The sequence below is a fragment of the Nocardioides sp. NPDC127503 genome, from assembly GCF_040302165.1.
In the GTDB taxonomy this organism is placed as follows: Bacteria; Actinomycetota; Actinomycetes; order Propionibacteriales; family Nocardioidaceae; genus Nocardioides.
On sequence record NZ_JBEORH010000001.1, the window covers coordinates 778,783 to 797,886 of the forward strand.

Genomic DNA, 19,104 nt, shown 5'->3' on the forward strand with positions numbered 1-19,104 from the left:
ATTTCAGCGCCTTGCGTCGACCCGGTCAGGAGGAGGTGAGCACCAACCCGCTCGTGGGTACGCCCGTGCCCGCGGTCACGAGCACATGCGCGGCGCCCGCGACCTGGTTCACCGAGGTGCCGCGCACCTGCCGTACGCCCTCGGGGATGCCGTTCATGCCGTGCAGGTAGGCCTCGCCGAGCTGGCCGCCATGGGTGTTCACTGGCAGTCGTCCGCCGAGCTCGATGGCCCCGTCGCGTACGAAGTCCTTGGCCTCTCCCCTGCCGCAGAAGCCGAGCTCCTCGAGCTGCATGAGTACGTAGGGGGTGAAGTGGTCGTAGAGGACGGCGGTGTCGATGTCGGCCGGCGTGAGACCGGACTGGCGCCACAGATCCTTGGCGACCACGCCCATCTCAGGGATGCCGATCTCGTCGCGGTAGTAGGAGGTCATCACGTACTGGTCGGCGGCACTGCCCTGGGCGGCCGCGGCGATGCTGACCGGCGGGTTGGGCAGGTCACGGGCCCGCTCCGGGCTGGTGACGACGATCGCGACGGCGCCGTCGGACTCCTGGCAGCAGTCGAGCAGGTGGAGCGGATCGGCGATCATCCGGGAGGCCTGGTGGTCCTCGAGCGTGATCGGCTTCTGGTAGAAGAACGCGGCGGGGTTGGTCGCGGCGTGGCGCCGGTCGGCGACGGCGACGGCTCCGAAGTCCGCGCTGGTCACGCCGTAGTCGTGCATGTAGCGGCGCGCCTGCATGGCGACCGTCGCCGCAGGGGTCGAGAGGCCGAGCGGGTAGGTCCAGGCGTTGTCGATGCCGTTGGTGTTGACCTGCTGGGCTGCCCACGGCTGCACCTGGCCGAACCGTTGGCCCGAGCGCTCGTTGAAGCCGCGGTAGGCGACCACCACATCGGCGACGCCTGTCGCGACCGCCATCGCGGCCTGCTGGATCGTCGCGCACGCCGCGCCGCCGCCGTAGTTGATCCGCGAGAAGAACCTCAGGTCGCCGAGCCCGAGCTCGCGGGCCAGCGCGATCTCGGAGCTGGTGTCCATGGTGAACGTGGTCAGCCCGTCGACGTCGGCCGGGGTGAGGCCGGCATCCTTCAGGGCGCTCCTGGTCGCCTCGACGGAGAGCTGGAGCTCGGAGCGTCCTGACTCCTTGGAGAACTCGGTGGCGCCGATGCCGACGATCGCTGCCTTCCCACTCAAGCTCATGCCGCGACCCTGACGGTTCCGGTCACATGCGCACCGAGAGACACCGCGCCGGTGACGGCGATCGTGGCGATCCCGTCGGTGACGTCGGTGACCTCGCCCGAGAACGACAGCGTGTCGTAGGGGTAGGCCGGGGCGCCCAGCCGGATCGAGATGCCCTTGATCTGAACGTCGGAGCCCGCCCAGTCGGTCACGTAACGCTCGCACAGCGCCGTCGAAGTCAGGATGTTCATGAAGATGTCCTTCGAGCCAGCCGCCTGGGCACGGTCGCGGTCGTGGTGCACGTCTTGGAAGTCCCGCGTCGCGATCGCCGTCGAGACGACCAGCGTCGGGGTGATCGGGAGCTCCCAGACCGGGATCTCGTCGCCAGTCTTCATCAGGGCCTCCTCCAGATCGGGAGCGTCAGCTCCTCATCGATGACGTTCCAGTCGACGACCAGCCGCTCGCCGATCCTCAGGCCGTCCTCACCGTCGGGCGGCACGCCGGTCACCTCAGCCACCATGCGTACGCCCTCGGGAAGGTCGAGCAGTGCCACCACGAGCGGGAGTTCCTTGCCGGGCTGCTTCGGCGCGTGGACGACGGTGAACGAGTAGACGGTGCCCTCGCCCCGCGCGACGACATGTCCGCGGTCGTAGGCGTCGCAGCTCAGGCAGGCCGGGCCCGGCGGGTGCCGTAGGGTGCCGCAGGCGTTGCAGCTCTGGATGCGGAGCTCCTGCTTGGCGGTGCCTTCGAAGAAGTACGCGTTGTCCCGGCCGATCACAGGCCGCACCGGGCCGCTCATGCCGTCACCTTGGGAACGAACTTGAGCACGCGGAACAGCATGGTCGCGACCCGCTCCTCTCCTACGTACCAGGTGCTCCTGGAGGTCACGAAGTAGCCGACGCCCATCCCGGTGCTCTTGGGTCCGACGACGGAGTCGAGGGCCGTGGTGACGCGGACCTGCTCGCCGACGCGGAGGTAGCGGTCGTAGCTCTGCTCGGAGTTGGTGCCGAGGACGCCGTTGAAGCCAGCGTCGGTGAGGACGTTCATGATCGCGTGGAGAGGGTCGCGCTCGGGGCGCTTTCCGCTCTGGCCGTACATCGTCCACACCTGTGCCATCGAGGGCGGCGCCTCGCCCTGGTGGAACCGCTCGGACTCCAGACCCATCGCCTCGAGCCAGTTGTTGACCGTCGGCTGGTTGACCAGGTCGCGGGCATTGCGCTCGGCGGCCTCACCCCAGGCCTTGATCTCGTCGGCGGCGGCCATGATCTTCTCGTGGACGGTCTCGTCCACCAGGCTGTGCACATCTCGGGGCTTCTCGCTCATCGCGGGACCCTCGGCATCCCCAGGCCGAACATCGCGATCAGCTCGCGCTGGACCTCCTGTACGCCGCCGCCGAAGGTGAGCACGAGGTTCCGCTTCGCCTGGGCGTCGAGATAGTCGAGCAGGCTCTTCGTAACCGGATCTCCGGGGTCGCCGTGACGATGGACGAGCGCGATCAGATCGGCGAGCAGGTGCTGAACCTGGTCGGCGGCGAAGACCTTCGACGAGGACGCGTCCGCGACCTCGATCTCGTCGGCCTCACCGGCCTTGGCGACCGCCCAGTTGAGCAGCTCGTTGACCCGGAAGACGGCGGTGGTCTTCCCGATCAGTGCGCGTACGTCAGGGCTGTCGGTGACACCCTCGGACTGTGCCCAACGGAGGACCCTGTCGCGCAGGCCCTCGATCCGTCCGGCCGGGCCGAGCATGACGCGCTCGTGGTTGAGCTGGGTGGTGATCAGCTTCCAGCCCTTGTTCTCCTCCCCCACCAGCATGTCGGCCGGGACGCGCACGTCGTTGAAGTAGGTCGCGTTGACGTGGTGGGAGCCGTCGGCGGTGATGATCGGGGTCCAGGAGAAGCCCGGGTCGGTGGTGTCGACGATCAGGATCGAGATGCCCCTGTGCTTGGGAGCATCTGGGTCCGTGCGCACGGCGAGCCAGATGTAGTCGGCGGCGTGGCCACCGGTGGTCCACAGCTTCTGGCCGTTGACGACGTAGTGGTCACCGTCCAGCCTGGCCGTCGTGCGGAGCGAGGCCAGGTCGGTGCCGGCCTCGGGCTCGGAGTAGCCGATCGCGAAGTGCACCTCGCCGGCGAGGATCCGGTTGAGGAACATCTCCTTCTGCTTGTCGGTGCCGTAGCGGATCAGCGTCGGGCCGACCGTCTGCAGGGTCACCGCCGGCAGGTGCACGTCGGCGTACTGCGCCTCGTTGGCGAAGATCGTCTGCTCGACCTCACCGAGGCCGTGGCCGCCGTACTCCTTGGGCCAGCCGACGCCCATCCAGCCGTCGTCGCCGAGCTGCTTGATGAGCTTCTGATAGGTCGGGCCGTGCCGGTCCCAGGAGCCCTCGGGACCCGGGTCGCCCGGCTCGCCTTCGTGCGAGAGGCCGGCGAAGTACGCTCTGACCTCGGACTTCAGGCTGCGCTGCGCGTCGGTGAGCTCGAGGTTCTTGGCATCGGCGGTCTCGACCGGGACAGCCTCCGCTGGAGTGTCGAGCAGGTGGGCGATGTCGGTGCCCCAGGTGGTGAAGGCGAGCAGCGGGTACGTCACGTCCACCCCCATGCCGCCGTGCAGGTGGTGGCAGTTGCGGAAGGCGTACGGCGCGACCTGGCTGGCCCAGTAGGCGGCGACCTTCAGGTCGACCGTGGCGGCTCGCTGGTCCGCGATGGCAGCGACCGCGTTGTCGGCGGCGAGGTCGAGCGTGCGGGAGGTGACGTAGACGTCGGCCATCTGCAGCGCGACCGCCTGGAACTCCGCGAGGGCGCGGCCGAACTGCTGCCGGCTGCTCACGTAGGCGGCGGTCAGATCCCGCGCACCGGCGAGCACGCCTGCGGCGCTCACCGCCAGCCCGGCGGTCGCGAGACCGGTCAGGGCCTCGAAGGCTCCTTCGCCCAGCGGCTCTGCCGGAGCGTCCGCGAGCACCACGGTGTGCTGCGGCACCTCGCCCGACACGCTCGAGGGTGCCAGCGTGACACCCGGACCGCTCGGATCGACGAGCACCACGACCGGTTCCCCGGTCTCGGCGGCGGTCGCGGTGACCAGGAGGCGCGAGCTCTCGGCGGCGTACGTCACCCCGGTCTTGCGACCGCTGACGGTGCCGTCGCGGTAGCTGGCCGAAGGCGTCTGCGGACGTCCCGGCTCGAGCCACGCCGGGGTCAGCAGCATCTCGCCGCTCGCCACCCCGGGCAGGATCGCTCCCTGCTGCTCCGCGGTCCCGTGACCGGCCAGCGTGAGCGCCCCGACAGCGAGGGTCTCCCAGACCGGCACCCGCGCCGCATGGCGCCCGGCCTCCCGCAGCAGCACCGCGACCTCGGCCAGCCCGAACCCCTCGCCCCCGTGAGCCTCGGGAACCGGCAACGAGGTGAGCCCCGCGCTCGCCCAAGCCGCCCAGTCCCCCCGATCCGACTCCCGAGCGAGCACCTCCCCGACAACAGCCCGCACAGCATCCAAAGCAGAATCGACCATGCTCAGAACTGTAACGCGTTCTAGTTTCCAGAGCCACGCCGAGCCGTCACTTTCTGACGCCGAGAAGTCAGAAAACGACGCCGAGAGGTCAGTTTCTGACGCCACACGCCTCGAAACTGACGTGTCGGCGTCGAAAACTGACCTCTCGGCGTCAAGAAGTGACTTCTCGCGCTATCTGGGTAGACCGAGGATCTGCTCGGCGGCCACGTTGCGGAGCACCTGGGTGGTGCCGCCGGCGATGGAGAGGCAGCGGGTGAGCTGCGACTCGTGCAGGTCCTCGCGGACCTGCGGGTCGTCGGTGAGCGCCATCGGACCGAGGAGGTCGACGACGAGCTCGGAGGCGTCCTGGCGGTTGCGTACGGTCAAGAGCTTGGCCACCGACGACTCCGCGCCGGGTCCGCGCCCGGCGAGCGCCTTGAGCGTGGAGCGGACGCCGAGCAGCGCGCAGACCGTGGAGAGCGCGACCGCATGGCCGACCCGGGCGAGATCGGCCTCGCCCCGACCATCGGCGACTGCCACCGCGCGCTCGACGCTGCCGCCGAGGTTTGTCGAGGCCATCGCGACCCGCTCGTTGGCCAGCGTCGTACGAGCCAGGCGCCAGCCCCCGTCGACCTCGCCGACGACGAGCTCGTCAGGCACGAAGACGCTATCGAGGAAGACCTCGTTGAAGAGCGCGTCGCCGGTCAGCTCGCGCAACGGCCGGACGTCGATCCCCTCGCTGCCCATGTCCACCAGGAAGTACGTGATGCCCTTGTGCTTGGGCACCTCGGGGTTTGTACGCGCCAGGCAGATCGCCCAGTCGGCGTCGGCCGCCAGTGAGGTCCACACCTTCTGGCCGGTCAGCCGCCAGCCACCTTCGACGCGCTCGGCGCGAGTGGCCAGGGAGGCCAGGTCGGAGCCGGCGCCGGGCTCGCTGAAGAGCTGGCACCAGATGATCCGGCCGCGGAGCGAGGCGTCGACGAACCGCTCGCGCTGGGCGTCGGTGCCGTGCTTCAGGATGGTCGGTACGGCCCAGCCGGCGATCTTGATGTCGGGGCGGGACACCCCGGCCGCGGCGAGCTCCTGGTCGATGACGAGCTGCTCGACAGGGCCGGCACCGCGGCCGTACGGAGCGGGCCAGTGCGGCACAAGAAGGGCAGCGTCGACGAGCGCGTCGCGGCGCTCCGTCTCGGGAAGCGCGGCGACCGCAGCGACAAGCTCTTGGACTCGGGGGCGGATCGCCGCGTCCTTGCCGTCGAGGTCGACACGGACCGAACGGCGGGTCCCCGCCACGGCGTGCCCGGCCAGCGCGACCGCGTGGACGTCGCCGCCACCGAGAAGGCTCCGTAGGGCGACGGCGCGGCGCAGGTAGAGGTGGGCGTCGTGCTCGAAGGTGAAGCCGATGCCGCCGAGGACCTGGATGCAGTCCTGGGCCGCCCGGACCGCTCCGTCGAGCGCGGTGACGCCGGCGACCTCTGCCGCGAAGGCCAATTGGTCGGTGTCGCCGCCCTCGGCAGAGGCGGCTGCGTCCCAGGCGGCCGCGGCCACCGACTCGGCGGTCTCCAGCATCTGGGCGCACAGGTGCTTGATCGCCTGGAACGACCCGATCGGCGCCCCGAACTGCTCGCGCACCTTCGCGTACTCCACGGCCGTCGTCAGGCACCACTGCGCGATCCCGGAGGCCTCCGCGGCAGCAAGCGTGAGGGCCGTACGCCGCACCGCGTCGCTGCGCAGGCCGGGCACCTCAACCGCCTCGCGGGCATCGATGTCGACCCGCACCTCGGCGACCCGCCTGGTCAGATCGGAGCCCACCTGGGGACGTACGTCCCCCTGCTCGGCCGTCAGGAAGAACCAGCGCTCCTCGCCGTCGGTGCCGCGGGCACCGAGCAGCACATGGGCGGCTCCGCCACCGTCGTAGACCACGGGAACCGATCCCCGGAGACGATCACCGAGCTCGAGGACCGGGTCGAGCGCGATCCCGCAGCCGCCGGCGGTGACGGCACCGACCAGGTCATCTAGCCCGGCCACTCCTGCATGGAAGGCGGCAACCGCGCTGCCGAGCAGCGGACCCGGAAGCAGCTCATGAGCGCAGGCCTCGAGCGCGACGGCCGCGTCCAGCAACCTTCCGCCACCACCGTTCGGCTCGGGTGCCGCGATGCCGGCGACGCCGTACTCCTCGACACCCCGCCACACCTCGTCGAAATCAGCGGAGGCGGTGCCCTCTGCGGCACGGGCGATCGCGATGCCGCCCAGTCCCTTGGCCCAGTCGCGCAGGCTCTCGCTGAGGGCTTGGTGTTCGTCGGTGATGCCGATCGGCACAGGGACCTCCTACTATTTCCGCCTGGTTCCGCGGCCTTCTGGAATAGAGACTGATGTAGAACGTGTTACAAGTCTAGACTCACGAAGGAACGTGTTTCACTCTCGGGCGCCGTTGCGGTTAGCCTGAGAGCCACAGATCGAGATCCGGTCATAGTCCTAGGGGGACAACCAGTGACGTCCGTCAGCACGGAGCCACGCGACACCGATGGCCCGACCCCGGCCACCGCACCCACCGGCGGTTCCGCGGCCCAGCGAGAGCGCCGTCGGCGCATCCTCGACGCCACCATCACGCTCGCCGCCGAGGGTGGCTTCGACGCCGTGCAGATGCGCGCCGTCGCCGAGCAGGCCGAGGTCGCGCTCGGCACCCTCTACCGCTACTTCCCCTCGAAGATCCACCTGCTGGTCTCCGCCCTGGCGCGTGAGTTCACCAAGGACGTCGACCGCTCCGCCATCCGCGCGACGCCGGGCGACACCGCTCACGAGCGGATCATGTACGTCCTCAACCGCCGCACCCGCGCACTGCAGAAGCAGCCCAAGCTCACCGAGGCCCTGGTCCGCGCCTTCATGTTCGCCGACCAGTCGGTGACCGGCGAGATCCACGAGGTCGGCACCAGCCTGACCACCGTCATCGCCCGCGCCATGCACGGCACCCCCACCCACGGCGAGGTCACCGAGGAGGAGGCCGCCATCATCCGGATCATCTCCGACGTATGGCTCTCCGCCCTCATCTCCTGGGTCACCGGCCGCATGGACGAGAAGGACGTCGAGAAGTCGATCGACGTAGCCGTACGCCTCCTGCTGCGCTGACCCCACGCCGAGGCGTCACTGCCGCCGGCCGAGACGTCACTCGCGTCGCCCGAGTCGGCACTTCGCTGACTTCTCGAGCGACGTACGTGACCTCTCGCCCGGCGTTGGTGACCCCTCGACGCCGAGGCGTCACCCCCGTCGGCCGAGTTGGCATCGTGATGCCTTCTCGGCCGACGTACGTGACGCCTCGGCCGACGGGGGTGACTTCTCGGCTGGGGTCAGCCGCCGAAGGCGTGAGTTGCGGTCGCGCCGCCGTCGATGGCGATCTCGGCGCCGGTGACGAAACCCGACTCGTCAGAGGCCAGATAGACGTAGAGGGGCGCGATGTCCTCCGGGTGACCAACGCGCTTGAGCGCCACCTTGGCGGCGCCGAACTCCATCGCGGCGTCATCGGCACCGACGCCGCGGGTCATCCCGGTGTCGATCATGCCGGGGTGCACGGAGTTGACCCGGATGCCGCTGGGGCCGAGTTCGAGGGCGGCGGCCTTGGTCATGCCGCGGATGGCGAACTTGGTGGAGGTGTAGCCGGCGACGAACGCCATCCCGGCCAGGCCCTCGATCGAGGAGGCGTTGATGATCGAGCCGCCGCCATTCTCCTTCATCGTCTCGATCACCGAGCGCATCCCGAGGAAGCAGCCGAGGGTGTTGACCCGCCACAGCAGCTCGAACTCCTCGACCGGCTGGGTCAGGATCTCGCCGAAGCGCAGGATGCCGGCATTGTTGGCGAGGACGTTGACCGGGCCGTACGCCTCGGCCGTCTCGGCCACCAGCGACGTCCAGGACTCCTCCGAGCTGACGTCGTGGTGCACGAAGAGCGCGGACTCCCCCAGCGAGTCGGCGAGCAGCTTGCCCGGCTCGTCGGCCACGTCGGCGATCACCACCTTCGCGCCCTCCGAGACGAAGGCGCGCGCGATCGCGGCCCCCTGGCCCTGCGCACCACCGGTGACGATCGCGGTCTTGCCGTCGAGACGTGCCATCACTGCTCCTTGAGCTTCAGCTGCATGATCGAGTCGGCCGAGAACCCGGCCGCGGGGTCGCGGTCGGCGAACCAGCCGCCGACCTGCTTGTCGAGCGAGTCCAGGTCCCAGGCCGCGTTGTCGAATCGCTCGGCCACCGTGGGCGGCGCGAGGACGGCGATCATCCCGCCGTAGACGACGAAGACCTGTCCGGTGATCGCGGCGGCGGCAGGCGAGGCGAGGTAGGTGACCAGCGGCGCCACGTGCTCGGGCCCGTAGGAGTCGCCCGAGAGCACGCCCTCGGTCATCGCGGTCGCGGCCCGGGGGCAGATCGCGTTGGCGCGTACGCCAGAACGGCCCATCGAGCGCGCCGTCGAGATCGTCAGCGCGGTGATCCCGGCCTTCGCAGCGCCGTAGTTGGCCTGTCCCGGAGGCCCGGACAGGAACGCCTCCGAGGAGGTGTTCACCACCGCGGCGTCCACCGGCGCACCGGACCACTTCGCGACCGAGCGCCAGTGGGCCGAGGCGTTGCGGGTCAGCAGAAAGTGGCCGCGAAGGTGCACGCGTACGACGAGATCGAACTCCTCGTCGGACATGTTGAAGAGCATCTTGTCGCGGGTGATGCCCGCGTTGTTGACCACGATGTCGAGCCCGCCGAGGCCGTCGACGGCCGCCGCGAGCATCGCGTCGGCGGTGGCACGCTCGCTCACGTCGCCGGCCGCGATCACCGCCTCGCCACCGAACCCACGGATCTCCTCGGCGGCCTCGTCGGCCGCGCCGGGCAGGTCGTTGAGCACGACCCGGGCACCCGCCCGGGCCAGGGCGACCGCCTCGGCACGCCCGAGACCGGCGCCTGCGCCGGTGACGATCGCGATCTTTCCATCCAGGTCGACGCTCACGTGGTGCTACTCCTCGATCCTCAGGGCCGCCTTAGGGCAGCCGGCCACGGCCTGCTCGATGCGGCCGCGGTTCTCGTCGGTCACCGTCGGGTCCTCGATCTGCAGGTAGTCGTCGTCATCGATCTCGAACACGTCGGGAGCGAACGCCTCGCACATCCCGTTGGACTCGCACAGGTCGAAGTCCGCGATCACCTTTGCCATGTCCGTCTCCTTTGTCCTTACGCCGTCTTTGACCCGTCATTCGACAGAGCCTTGGCCGGGCAGCGCACCCAGCTTGCGGTGGTCCCAGCTTGCGACCTTGTCGGGCTCGATGACGATGCCGACGCGCTTGTGCGCCTGCTTCGAGACCAGGTCCTCGCCGAGCTCGCCCAGGTCGGCCCCACCGGCCATCCGGGTCATCACCTGCGACCCGATGCCCTTGATCTCGTCGTAGTCCTCGACGAGCCTCGCCCGCCCGGTGATGCTCACGCCACGCAGCTCGAAGTAGTCCACGCCGTCCTCGACCAGGCAGGTGACCCGAGGGTCACGCCGAAGGTTGCGGACCTTCTGCGAGGACCCGTAGGTCCAGAAGACGATCCTTCCCTCGTCGAGCACGTAGAACAGCGTGGTCAGGTGCGGAGCCCCGTCGGGACCGACGGTCGCGACCTGCACCTTCATCTGCGAGCCGAGGAAGTCCTCGATCTCGGTGTCGGTCAGCTGTACGGACTGGCGGGAGCCGGCCATGTGCCCTCCTCGAGCAGTGAAACTAGAACACGTTCTACCATATCAGGGTGGAGTGGTCCCTTGGCGGGGCCTCATGGTGAGACTAGGCCCATCGCCTCGAACTCCGCTCGACTAGGAGGCGGCCTTCATCTCGGAGATCAGCCACCCGCCGTCGTCCTTCACCAGCGTCAGCACCTCCCAGGTCGGGCTGACCACGGTGTTCTTCGTCTTCGGCGCGGTCGCGCTCTGATTGACGAAGAGCAGCACCTTCGCGGACTCCTCGGTCGCCGAGATGATGGAGGCGGCGCAGTCCTCGTCGACGCAGGCCTTGCCCTCCTCGGCGGCTTTCGCGCCCTCCTCGGAGAGCGGCGCCACCTCGGCGTCGACCTTGATGCCGAGGTCGGCCTGCTCCTTGCGCTTGTCCTCGCCGGGCAGCGTCTTCTCGTAGTCCTTCTGCATCGCCGGCGTCATCAGCTTCTTCGCCGCCGCGATGTCCTTCTCCGCGCTGGCGGCCTGGTAGGACATCACGGTCTGAGCCAGTCCGACCGAGTGCTCCATGATCGCCGCCCGGGATCCGGCCGCGGTCAGCTCGCCTCCGGGCGCGACATCGTCGTTCGACGCCATGTCGACGGCCAGCCAGAGCGCGCCGCCGGCCACCAGGACGAGTACGCCGAGAACGGCCGTCAGCACCCGGCTGCCGTCGCCCAGCCACCGCTCGGCGAACCCGGCGCGCTCCTCGTTCTCACCCTCACCCTCAACCTCAGCTTGAGACTCGATCTCGGTCTCGTCGGCCTCGGACTCCGCCGCGGAAGCCTCGCTCTCCTCCGGAGCAGCGACCTCGTCGCGTACGTCCTGGTCCTTCTGCTCCTCGGCCGGAGGCAGCAGGTCGGACCCGCAGTAACGGCACTTGATCGCGGCGGCCTTGATCGTCTCCGCGCAGAAGGGGCACTCCTTCTGGCCGGTGGAGACCGATCCGTTCGCTCGTACGCCTGTCATCAGTTGACTCCTGCCAGGTCGGACATGCGCCATCCGTCCTTCGTCTTGGCCAGCGACACCTTGAAGCGGTACTTCGAGCACCGCGCACCGTCGTAGGGACAGGTGTCGCTCTTCTTCAGCTCAGCGGTCTGGCTGCTGGTCACGACCGAGTCGACGGCGACCAGCACGACCGCGTTCTTCGACCCGATCGCGCGGATGCCGACCTGCTTGACCTTGCCCTTGGAGATGGTCTGGGCGGGGATCGCAGCCTGCCGGATCTGCTCGGCGATGGCGGTGTACTCCTTGCCGAAGGTGCCGGTCGAGATCTCTTTGACGGCCTGGATCCGCGGGTCCATGTCGCGGTAGTCGACGTCGAGGAAGGCGATCACACCGTCCTCGGCGACGGCCTTGACCTCGTCGTAGTCGGCGGCCGCGGCCTCGGCGGGCGTCGTCCAGGGCAGCACCCGGGCGCCACCGATGAAGACGGCCGCGGCCAGCACGACCAGGATCACCACCACCGCCGCGAGCACGGTGTTGAGCCGCCCCAGTCTGGCGACGGAGAGCTTGACCTCGAGGGGGTTGTGAGAGTTCACGGAACTCACTCCTCTCCCAGGATCATCGATCGCCAGGAGTCGTCGGACAGGGCGGAGACCAGGCCTCCGTCATCGGTCGGGGTGGACATCGTGACCGTCTTTCCATCGGGAAGGTTGGTGCGCCCGGTCTTCGGGTCGTAGGTCGTGACGTACTTCCCCACACCCTCGGGCTTGGGGACCATGTTGACACCGCGCTGCATGATCGGGTTGTCGCCCTCGTAGCCGCGCTGGGCGCGCTCGTCGGTGCACTTGGCCGGGTAGAGCGGCTGGTCCTCCATCACGGTGCCGGGGATCCACTGGTCGGCGGGCTTGTAGCCCTCCTGGCACGGCGGTGTGGTGTAGACGAAGCCCATCGACAGGTGACCGTAGCCGTCACCGGGCGAACCGGTCCACCCTGTCGCCACGACGCGCGGGAAGGTCACCAGGGTCTGCTCGATCGCTGGCAGCCGGGCGGTGAGCACCTCGTTGACGGTGCTGAGGTTGGCCAGGAAGACGGGCAGGAGCGGCTGCAGCCCGTCGAGGAGCGACTGCACCTGGACCGCGGTCGCCTCGCCGCCCTGGAGGATCTCGCGCAGCTCCGGGTCGCGCTTGTCCAGCGTCGCGGTGACCTCCTCGAGCCCGTCGGCGAACTCGCGGATGTCGCCGCTGTGCTCCTTCTGCGTCTGGAGCACGGTCTGGCTGGTGTTCAGCAGCCGCACGGTCTCCTCTTGGTGGGCGGAGGCCTGGTCGACCAGCGTGGAGCCCGAGTCCAGCAACGTACGCAGGTTCTCGGCGTTGCCGCGGAACAGCGTGCCGAGCTCGGCGACCACGGTGCTCAGGTCCTGGCCGTTGATCGAGGTGGTGAAGCTGTTCAGCTCGGTGAGCAGCTCGTCGGTGGTGCCGGGCATCGACTCCGGCCCGGAGGTCACGACGTCGCCCTCGGCGAGGTAGGGCCCGGAGGCGGACTCGGGGATGAAGTTGATGTACTGCTCCCCCACCGCCGAGAGGTTGTGGACCTCCACCTCGGCGTCTCGCGGCACCTCGGTGCCGGGGTCGAGCTCCAGCTCGGCGCGTACACCCTCATCGGTGACGGTCATCGAGGCGACCCGGCCGATGCTCACGCCGCGGTAGTTGACCTCGCTGCCCTCGTAGAGGCCACCGGAGGCCGGCAGGTCGACCGACACGTCCACGTGGCGGCCCAGGACCCGGTCGACGACGCCGAGGTAGGCGGCCGAGACGTAGAAGATCCCGACCGCGGCGAGAACCAGGAAGATGACCAGCTTGTTGCGGACGCTCCGTGTCATCAGCTACCGCCTCCCAGCAGTCCGAGGAGGCCGGCCAGGCCCCCGGTCGTCGGCTCGGCCGTGGGCGACTCGGTCTCCGTCGGGGCCGAGAGGCCCTCGGCGATCTCGGGGACCAGGTTGCTGAGCCCCGGCGTCTTGGTCGAGGTCGAGCTCTTGGGCAGCAGGTCGGAGATGTCGGGCAGCTTCGGCGTCTTCTCGCCCGGCTTCGCCGCCGTGTCCTCCTTGCCGACCACCGAGCAGACCAGCTGCAGGTTGGTCAGGTCGCACAGCGCCTTGGCCAGCGGCTGGATCGCCTCGCAGCCCTTGGAGTAGGACAGGCAGATCTGGAAGACCTGCGGGATGATGCCGCTGGACTGACCGTTGGTGAGGCTGCCGACCAGCTTGCCGAGGTCGAGATCCATGTGGAACAGCGCGTTGGAGTAGTCACCCATCGCCAGCCCGGAGGCATTCTCGGGGAACGGGAAGCTGGCTGCCATCATCAGGCCGCGCGGCAGCGAGTCACCGGCGTCGGCGAGCTCGCGCAGCGTCGGTGCCAGCTCGTCCAGCGCCGTGGTCAGGTTGTCGCCGCTCTGGTTGATCACCCGGGTCGCGACGACCCCGAGCCGGTCGAGCGCCTTCATCATCTTCAGCAGGTCGGCGTGCTGCTGGCGGAGCACCTCGAGCGCCGGCCCGAAGGAGTCGATGGCCGCCTCGATCTTCGCCGACTCCTTGTTGAGGGTGCGAGTCAACCGGTCGACCTGCTCCATCGCCTTGATGATCGAGCCCTTCTGCTGGTTGAGCGAGGCGACCGTGGTCTCCAGGTTGCCCAGCAGCGCGCGCATGTCACCGGTGCGCCCGTCCATCATGGTGTTGAGCTCGTCGCTGATCGTCTTCAGCTGCCCGACGCCGCCGCCCGCGAGCAGGAAGGAGAGCGCGCCGAGCACCTCCTCGACCTCGGGGTTGCGGTTGGTGCGGTCCAGGCCGATGGTGGCCCCGTCGCCCAGCCGACCGGCGCTGGCGATGGTGGACCCCTCGGGCGCGACCAGCGCGATGTACTTCTCCCCGAGCAGGCTGGTCTGGCGTACGTTGGCCAGCGCGTCTGCCGGGAGCTCGATGTTCTTGCGCAGCGTCATGGTGACCTTCGCATGCCAGCCCTCGCGCTCGACCTTGTCGACCTGGCCGACCGGCACGTCGTTGGCCATCACCTTGGTGCGCGGCACCACGTCGACGACGTCGTTGAACTCCGCGGTGACGACGTAGCCGTCGCCCTCGCCGACCTCCTTGCCTGGGAGCGGCAGGTCATAGGCCTGTACGCCGCACCCGCTCGCCATCGCGACGAGGCCGAGCATCGCCAGGAAGACTCGCGTCCTCATTTCTTGCCTCCCGACATCAGGTCCTGGAGCGACCCGCTGAGCTCGGTGATGCCGCCCTGGGTGACCACCTCGGGCTCGACCTCCGGCTGCTTGGGCCGGGTGCCGGTGTCGAGCGGCAGCCCGGTGGCGGTGTCGCGGTCGGTGGGGGCGCTGGCCTCGGTGAGCGCCTTGCCGGCGGGCGCGGTCGATCCGGTCGGCAGCAGCGCCTTGAACAGTGCGCAGATCTCCTTGGCCCCCGGGATCTTGTCGTTCTCCACGACCATGCAGAGGATGTTGGACAGATCGGAGCCGATCGGCCCGACCTGCAGCCGGAAGCCGACCGAGCCCGACGCCGGGTCGAAGGACTCGGCCAGGTTGCCGATCCCGAGCGGCGCCAGGTCGATGACGGTGCCGAGGGTCTCCTTCTCCTTGGCCAGGATGTTGAGCGTCTTGTTGAGCTCCTTGACGTCGCCGACCAAGGCGTCGCGGTTGTTCTCCACGAAGGACTTGGTCACCTTGACCGCCTGCGCGATCGCGGCGAGCGCCTGGTCGAGCTCGTCGCTCTCGCCGGCCAGCTGGGTGGAGACGGTCCCGAGGTCCGTCAGGAACTTCTCGGTCGTGTCGTCGTTGCGGGCCAGCGTCCGGGTGACCTCGGAGAGCTGGGAGAGGGTGCTGAAGAGCTGCTCGGAGTTGCCGCCGAGCACCTGGGCGGCCTCGGACATGTCGGCGATCGCCTGGTTGCCGATCTTGCCGTTGCCCTCCAGGGCGTCGGCGCCCTCACGCAGTACGTCGCTCAGCGCGCCGTTCTTGTTGGCCCCGTTGGGCCCCAGCGCGGTGGTCAGCTCGGAGAGGCTGGCGTAGATGCGGTCGAGCTCGACCGGGACCGCCGTACGCTCGATCGGGATCTCACCGCCGTCAGCCAGCGCCGGCCCGCCGGTGTAGGCCGGGGTCAGCTGGACGAACCGGTCGGCGACCAGCGTCGGGGTGACGATCGCCGCCTTCACGTCCTTGGGGAGCTTGTAGTCGCTCTCGTACTCGATCACCGCGTCCACGTGGTCGCCCTTCGGCTCCAGCGAGGCGACCTTGCCGACCTTGACGCCCATGATGACCACGTCGGAGCCCTCGTAGACGCTCACCGCCTGCGGGAAGCTGACGGTCACCATCTTGGTGTCGGGGGCGGCGACCTCGGAGACGAGCAGCAGCCCGCACATCAGCACCAGCGCGACCGGTAGCGCGGCCCACTTCGACTTCAGGCTGGGGCCCGAGGGCCGCTCGGTGCCCGCCACGACGGCCGGCACCTGCGTACGCCGCCGGCCCCTGCCGCGTGGCATCTCGGACAGTCGTTCGATGATGTTGGTCATTGCACGATCCCTGGTCGTCGTCCCGGTACGAACTCGCCGCTCACGATGCCGGTCAGGTTGGCGAGGTAGGCGTCGAACCAGGGGCCGGTGCCGATGATGTTGATCAGGATCGACGCGTACGGCCCGTAGTTCTGGATGGTCTTGGTCAGGTCCTCGTCGCGGGCGTTGAGGAACTTCAGCGCCTGGTTGAGCGCGTCCAGCGCGGGCCCGATCTGCTTCTGGTTCTCCTTCACCAGGGCCTGCAGCTGCTCGGCCAGGGCGGTGGCGTTGACCAGCAGCTGGTGGATCGCCTGGCGGCGCTGGATCAGCTCGGCGAAGACCTGGTCACCGTTCTCCATCACGCTGACGATGTCCTGCTTGCGCTGGTTGACGAGCTGGACGACCTTCTCGGCGTCCTCCAGCAGCGACTCCAGCTCGTCGCCGCGGGCGGCGATCGTCTGGGAGAGCGCGGCTATGCCCTGGAACGCACCCTGCACCTCGGGTCCGGCCTTGTCGAGCGTGCCCGACATCGTGGTCAGCGCCTTGGCCAGCTGCTGGGTGTCGATCGCCTCCGTCGTCTCGGCGAGATCGCCGAAGGTGCCGACGATGTCGCTGCCGGCACTGGTGCGGGCCAACGGGATCTTCGAGCCTGCGTCCAGCGTCCGGCCGCCCTGCGGCGTGATGTCGAGGTACTTCTCCCCCAGCAGGTTGAGCACGCCGATCGACGCCTCGCTGCGATGACCGATCTCGGTGCCCTCGACCGAGAACGAGACGACCACCGTGGCGCCCTCGATCTCGATGTCGCTGACCCGGCCGACCCGGATGCCGGCGATCTCCACCCGGTTGCCCACGTGCAGGCCGCTGGTGTCGGAGAACTCGGCCTGATAGGTGGTGCCGGCGAACCACGGCAGCTTGCGCAGGTTGAACGCCGCGGTCAGCGCCAGCGCGATCGCCACGATCGTGATCACGCCGGTGCGCTTCAGCTGGGTGTCTGAGTGGTGTGCCATCAGAGCTTGCACCTCTCTGCACGGCTGTAGAAGGCGACGTTGTCGAGCTGCTTCTGGATGGCCTTGACGGCGGGTGAGTTGTCGAGCAGCTCACCGAGCGAGGGCAGCTTGATCGAGAAGTCGAGGTCGCAGAGGTAGTAGTTGTACCAGGAGCCGTAGCTGCCGATCCGCGCCTGCGACTCGAGGGTCTCCGGGAGCCGCTCGAGGGTCTTGTCGAGCAGCTTCTGGTTGCCCGGCTTGTTGAGGATGTCCACCACTCGCTTGAGCTGCTTGATGTCCTCCTTGAGGAACGGGCGTACGTCGGTGAGCAGCCCGGCCAGCTCGTCGGTGAGGTCTCCGATCGAGGAGATCGAGTCGCCGATCGCCTCCTTGTCGCGCGCCAGGTCCTTCATCCAGCCGCTGAGCTGCTGGATGAGCTCGGACAGCTCGGTGTGGTGCTCGTTGACGGTGTTGAGCGTCTTGGAGAGGTTGGTGATCACGTCGCCGATCAGCTGGTCGCGCTCGGCCAGGGCGCTGGTCAGCTCGGCCGTCTCGGAGAGCAGGCTCGCGACCGTGCCACCTTCCCCCTGCAGCACCCGGATCAGGTTGAGCGAGAGCTTGTTGACGTCCTTGGGCTGGAGCGCCTGGAAGAGCGGCTGGAAGCCGTTGAAGAGCTCGGTCAGGTCGAGCGCCGGAGTGGTGTTGGCCATCGCGATCGCCTGTCCCTGTCGCAACGGGGCCGCATCCGCGCCGGCCTCCTGCGCACCGGCGTCCTGGGTCAGCGCCAGGTAGCGGTCACCGACCAGGTTGAGGTAGCGCACCTGGGCGCCGCTGGCGGTCGTCAGCGGCACCGTCCTGTCGACCCGGAAGGTGACCATCGCGTGGTCGCCGCCCTCGATCTCGACGGCGAGCACCTCCCCCACCGTGATGCCGGCGACGCGTACGTCGTCTCCCTCGCTCAGGCCCGAGGCGGTGGTGAACTCGGCGCGGTAGGGCACCCGGTCGCCGAAGCCCACGTTGCCCATGATCGAGGCCAGGGTGCCGGTGACGAGGATCGAGAGGACGGTGAAGATGACCAGCTTGGTGCCGGCCACCGTTGTCTTGAGATCGCGCTTGTTCACTGCAGACCCCCGTTCCCGGGTGCCCACGGGACGTCCTCGGTGCCGTTCTCCAGCTCCTTCGGTCCGGCGGGGACCTGTGGGGTCGGCAGGCCGTCGCACCAGGGGCCGTGGCCGATCTCGCCCCACTCGGGACGGTCGTCGCGGCCGTACGCCGGCTTCTGAGTGCCGTCGAGGACCATCGTCTGGCGCACCCGGTTCTGCTGGAAGACGGTCGCCAGGAGCTCGGTGTAGTCGTCGAGGCCTCGCAGCAGGCAGGTGTACTCCGGCGAGTAGTCGGAGAGGAGCTTGAGCAGCGGGACAGCCAGCTCGGTCTCGTACCTGATCATCTTCTCGTTCTCGGCGAGCAGGTTCTTGGAGGTGTCGGCGACTCCGGTCACGGAGGTGAGCAGGCCGCCGAGACGGGCTCGCTGCTCGGTGACGGTGTTGGCGGTGGTCGTGGTGTTCTCGAGGACCTTGACCAAATCGGGTGCGGCCATGGAGTAGGTCTCGGCGACGTCGGCCATGTCCTCGAGATCGCGTTCGAGTGTGGGGAGGTGGACGTTCATCTCTTCGAGGTAGTCGTTGAGCTGGACCAGGGTCTCGCCGAGCTTCTCCCCGTTGCCGGAGAGTGCGGTGGCGAGGGCGTGCAGGGTGCTGTTGAGGTCCTGGGGACGGATCGACTTCAGCAGCGGGAAGAGCCGGGCCAGGATCACGTCGAGCTCGACGCTGGTGCGGACCCGGTCGGCGGGGATCACGGTGCCGTCGCTCAGCGCGCCGGTGCGCTCCCCCTCGGGGTCGATGAACTCGACGTACTTCTGCCCGAACAGCGTCGTCGGCTTGATCGCGACGCTGACGTTGGCGGGGATCTGCTCGGCCTGCTCCGGCTCCAGGCCGAGCTCGATGACGGCCTTCTTGCCGTCCTGGTTGATCTCGCGGATCTGGCCGACGATGACGCCGTGCATGCGTACGTCGCCGTAGCGCGGCAGCTGCAGGCCGGCCCGGTCGGCCTCGACGCTCACGGTGGTGAACTGCACGAACGCCTTCTGGTAGATCGCGATGCAGAGCGTGACCAGCAGGGCGAGGGTCACCGTGAAGGCGATCCCGGAGACGAAGAGCTTGGTGTGCTCGGCGCGGGTGTCGCGCTGGATGCCCATCAACATCTG

The 19,104-nt window shown here is 68.8% G+C and carries 19 protein-coding genes; 1 reads left to right on the forward strand and 18 read right to left on the reverse strand.

Translation table 11 applies throughout. From position 1 onward, the window contains the following. Nucleotides 1–25 precede the first annotated feature (25 nt). The 6 genes from ABTW65_RS03820 to ABTW65_RS03845 all read right to left on the reverse strand — a co-directional run bounded on the left by ABTW65_RS03820 (nucleotide 26) and on the right by ABTW65_RS03845 (nucleotide 6,969). Entirely contained in the window at nucleotides 26–1,192 is a 1,167-nt protein-coding gene (locus tag ABTW65_RS03820; protein ID WP_350658588.1) for a lipid-transfer protein, read from the reverse strand. Further along, nucleotides 1,189–1,566: a MaoC family dehydratase gene (locus tag ABTW65_RS03825; protein WP_350658589.1), complete on the reverse strand. Its 378-nt coding sequence runs from the start codon at nucleotides 1,564–1,566 to the stop codon at nucleotides 1,189–1,191. Before ABTW65_RS03825 ends, ABTW65_RS03820 begins: the two co-directional genes overlap by 4 nt. After that, nucleotides 1,566–1,970 (reverse strand): Zn-ribbon domain-containing OB-fold protein, encoded by a 405-nt coding sequence (locus tag ABTW65_RS03830; protein ID WP_350658590.1) that lies wholly within the window; start codon nucleotides 1,968–1,970, stop codon nucleotides 1,566–1,568. Before ABTW65_RS03830 ends, ABTW65_RS03825 begins: the two co-directional genes overlap by 1 nt. Next, on the reverse strand, nucleotides 1,967–2,494 hold the full coding sequence (locus tag ABTW65_RS03835) for an FAS1-like dehydratase domain-containing protein (RefSeq protein ID WP_350658591.1): 528 nt from the start codon (nucleotides 2,492–2,494) through the stop codon (nucleotides 1,967–1,969). The genes ABTW65_RS03830 and ABTW65_RS03835 overlap by 4 nt, the downstream gene beginning before the upstream one ends. Then, a complete protein-coding gene (locus ABTW65_RS03840) occupies nucleotides 2,491–4,671 on the reverse strand; it encodes an acyl-CoA dehydrogenase family protein (RefSeq protein WP_350658592.1) in 2,181 nt (726 codons plus the stop codon). Before ABTW65_RS03840 ends, ABTW65_RS03835 begins: the two co-directional genes overlap by 4 nt. Nucleotides 4,672–4,842: 171 nt before the next feature. Next, nucleotides 4,843–6,969 carry an acyl-CoA dehydrogenase family protein gene (locus tag ABTW65_RS03845; RefSeq protein ID WP_350658593.1) on the reverse strand — a complete coding sequence of 709 codons (2,127 nt, stop codon included), beginning with the start codon at nucleotides 6,967–6,969 and terminating at the stop codon, nucleotides 4,843–4,845. A gap of 171 nt (nucleotides 6,970–7,140) precedes the next feature. On the opposite strand from ABTW65_RS03845, the gene ABTW65_RS03850 reads away from it, so the two are divergent. Next, nucleotides 7,141–7,776 carry a TetR family transcriptional regulator gene (locus tag ABTW65_RS03850; RefSeq protein ID WP_350658594.1) on the forward strand — a complete coding sequence of 212 codons (636 nt, stop codon included), beginning with the start codon at nucleotides 7,141–7,143 and terminating at the stop codon, nucleotides 7,774–7,776. 218 nt (nucleotides 7,777–7,994) lie between these two features. On the opposite strand, the gene ABTW65_RS03855 is transcribed toward ABTW65_RS03850, so the two are convergent. The 12 genes from ABTW65_RS03855 to ABTW65_RS03910 form a co-directional block, all read right to left on the reverse strand. Then, nucleotides 7,995–8,753 carry a glucose 1-dehydrogenase gene (locus ABTW65_RS03855; RefSeq protein ID WP_350658595.1) on the reverse strand — a complete coding sequence of 253 codons (759 nt, stop codon included), beginning with the start codon at nucleotides 8,751–8,753 and terminating at the stop codon, nucleotides 7,995–7,997. Beyond that, nucleotides 8,753–9,631 (reverse strand): SDR family oxidoreductase, encoded by an 879-nt coding sequence (locus ABTW65_RS03860; protein ID WP_350658596.1) that lies wholly within the window; start codon nucleotides 9,629–9,631, stop codon nucleotides 8,753–8,755. The genes ABTW65_RS03855 and ABTW65_RS03860 overlap by 1 nt, the downstream gene beginning before the upstream one ends. 6 nt (nucleotides 9,632–9,637) lie before the next feature. Further along, nucleotides 9,638–9,832, reverse strand: a complete 195-nt coding sequence (locus ABTW65_RS03865) for a ferredoxin (RefSeq protein WP_141804749.1) — start codon at nucleotides 9,830–9,832, stop codon at nucleotides 9,638–9,640. 36 nt (nucleotides 9,833–9,868) lie between these two features. Then, on the reverse strand, nucleotides 9,869–10,354 hold the full coding sequence (locus ABTW65_RS03870) for a pyridoxamine 5'-phosphate oxidase family protein (protein WP_350658597.1): 486 nt from the start codon (nucleotides 10,352–10,354) through the stop codon (nucleotides 9,869–9,871). Between the two features lie 111 nt (nucleotides 10,355–10,465). Next, the gene (locus ABTW65_RS03875) at nucleotides 10,466–11,329 is read right to left on the reverse strand and encodes a hypothetical protein (protein WP_350658598.1); all 864 of its coding nucleotides are present in this window, start codon (nucleotides 11,327–11,329) and stop codon (nucleotides 10,466–10,468) included. Beyond that, nucleotides 11,329–11,901 (reverse strand): Rv1363c family protein, encoded by a 573-nt coding sequence (locus tag ABTW65_RS03880; RefSeq protein ID WP_350658599.1) that lies wholly within the window; start codon nucleotides 11,899–11,901, stop codon nucleotides 11,329–11,331. The genes ABTW65_RS03875 and ABTW65_RS03880 overlap by 1 nt, the downstream gene beginning before the upstream one ends. Before the next feature lie 5 nt (nucleotides 11,902–11,906). Continuing rightward, on the reverse strand, nucleotides 11,907–13,184 hold the full coding sequence (locus tag ABTW65_RS03885) for an MCE family protein (RefSeq protein ID WP_350658600.1): 1,278 nt from the start codon (nucleotides 13,182–13,184) through the stop codon (nucleotides 11,907–11,909). Then, a complete protein-coding gene (locus ABTW65_RS03890) occupies nucleotides 13,184–14,536 on the reverse strand; it encodes an MCE family protein (protein WP_350658601.1) in 1,353 nt (450 codons plus the stop codon). The genes ABTW65_RS03885 and ABTW65_RS03890 overlap by 1 nt, the downstream gene beginning before the upstream one ends. After that, nucleotides 14,533–15,876, reverse strand: coding sequence for an MCE family protein (locus ABTW65_RS03895; protein ID WP_350658603.1), 1,344 nt, complete (start codon nucleotides 15,874–15,876; stop codon nucleotides 14,533–14,535). The genes ABTW65_RS03890 and ABTW65_RS03895 overlap by 4 nt, the downstream gene beginning before the upstream one ends. After that, nucleotides 15,873–16,862 carry an MCE family protein gene (locus tag ABTW65_RS03900; protein ID WP_350658604.1) on the reverse strand — a complete coding sequence of 330 codons (990 nt, stop codon included), beginning with the start codon at nucleotides 16,860–16,862 and terminating at the stop codon, nucleotides 15,873–15,875. The genes ABTW65_RS03895 and ABTW65_RS03900 overlap by 4 nt, the downstream gene beginning before the upstream one ends. Then, a complete protein-coding gene (locus ABTW65_RS03905; RefSeq protein ID WP_350658605.1) occupies nucleotides 16,862–17,962 on the reverse strand; it encodes an MCE family protein in 1,101 nt (366 codons plus the stop codon). The genes ABTW65_RS03900 and ABTW65_RS03905 overlap by 1 nt, the downstream gene beginning before the upstream one ends. Then, on the reverse strand, nucleotides 17,959–19,101 hold the full coding sequence (locus tag ABTW65_RS03910) for an MCE family protein (protein ID WP_350658606.1): 1,143 nt from the start codon (nucleotides 19,099–19,101) through the stop codon (nucleotides 17,959–17,961). Before ABTW65_RS03910 ends, ABTW65_RS03905 begins: the two co-directional genes overlap by 4 nt. Nucleotides 19,102–19,104 lie beyond the last annotated feature (3 nt).

What these genes read in the sequence shown, in the direction of transcription:
- ABTW65_RS03820 (WP_350658588.1), bottom strand. Translation starts at nt 1,192, where the DNA reads ATGAGCTTGAGTGGGAAGGCAGCGATCGTCGGCATCGGCGCCACCGAG.
- ABTW65_RS03870 (WP_350658597.1), bottom strand. Translation starts at nt 10,354, where the DNA reads ATGGCCGGCTCCCGCCAGTCCGTACAGCTGACCGACACCGAGATCGAG.
- ABTW65_RS03865 (WP_141804749.1), bottom strand. Translation starts at nt 9,832, where the DNA reads ATGGCAAAGGTGATCGCGGACTTCGACCTGTGCGAGTCCAACGGGATG.
- ABTW65_RS03895 (WP_350658603.1), bottom strand. Translation starts at nt 15,876, where the DNA reads ATGACCAACATCATCGAACGACTGTCCGAGATGCCACGCGGCAGGGGC.
- ABTW65_RS03835 (WP_350658591.1), bottom strand. Translation starts at nt 2,494, where the DNA reads ATGAGCGAGAAGCCCCGAGATGTGCACAGCCTGGTGGACGAGACCGTC.
- ABTW65_RS03830 (WP_350658590.1), bottom strand. Translation starts at nt 1,970, where the DNA reads ATGAGCGGCCCGGTGCGGCCTGTGATCGGCCGGGACAACGCGTACTTC.
- ABTW65_RS03840 (WP_350658592.1), bottom strand. Translation starts at nt 4,671, where the DNA reads ATGGTCGATTCTGCTTTGGATGCTGTGCGGGCTGTTGTCGGGGAGGTG.
- ABTW65_RS03875 (WP_350658598.1), bottom strand. Translation starts at nt 11,329, where the DNA reads ATGACAGGCGTACGAGCGAACGGATCGGTCTCCACCGGCCAGAAGGAG.
- ABTW65_RS03900 (WP_350658604.1), bottom strand. Translation starts at nt 16,862, where the DNA reads ATGGCACACCACTCAGACACCCAGCTGAAGCGCACCGGCGTGATCACG.
- ABTW65_RS03885 (WP_350658600.1), bottom strand. Translation starts at nt 13,184, where the DNA reads ATGACACGGAGCGTCCGCAACAAGCTGGTCATCTTCCTGGTTCTCGCC.
- ABTW65_RS03825 (WP_350658589.1), bottom strand. Translation starts at nt 1,566, where the DNA reads ATGAAGACTGGCGACGAGATCCCGGTCTGGGAGCTCCCGATCACCCCG.
- ABTW65_RS03855 (WP_350658595.1), bottom strand. Translation starts at nt 8,753, where the DNA reads ATGGCACGTCTCGACGGCAAGACCGCGATCGTCACCGGTGGTGCGCAG.
- ABTW65_RS03910 (WP_350658606.1), bottom strand. Translation starts at nt 19,101, where the DNA reads ATGTTGATGGGCATCCAGCGCGACACCCGCGCCGAGCACACCAAGCTC.
- ABTW65_RS03890 (WP_350658601.1), bottom strand. Translation starts at nt 14,536, where the DNA reads ATGAGGACGCGAGTCTTCCTGGCGATGCTCGGCCTCGTCGCGATGGCG.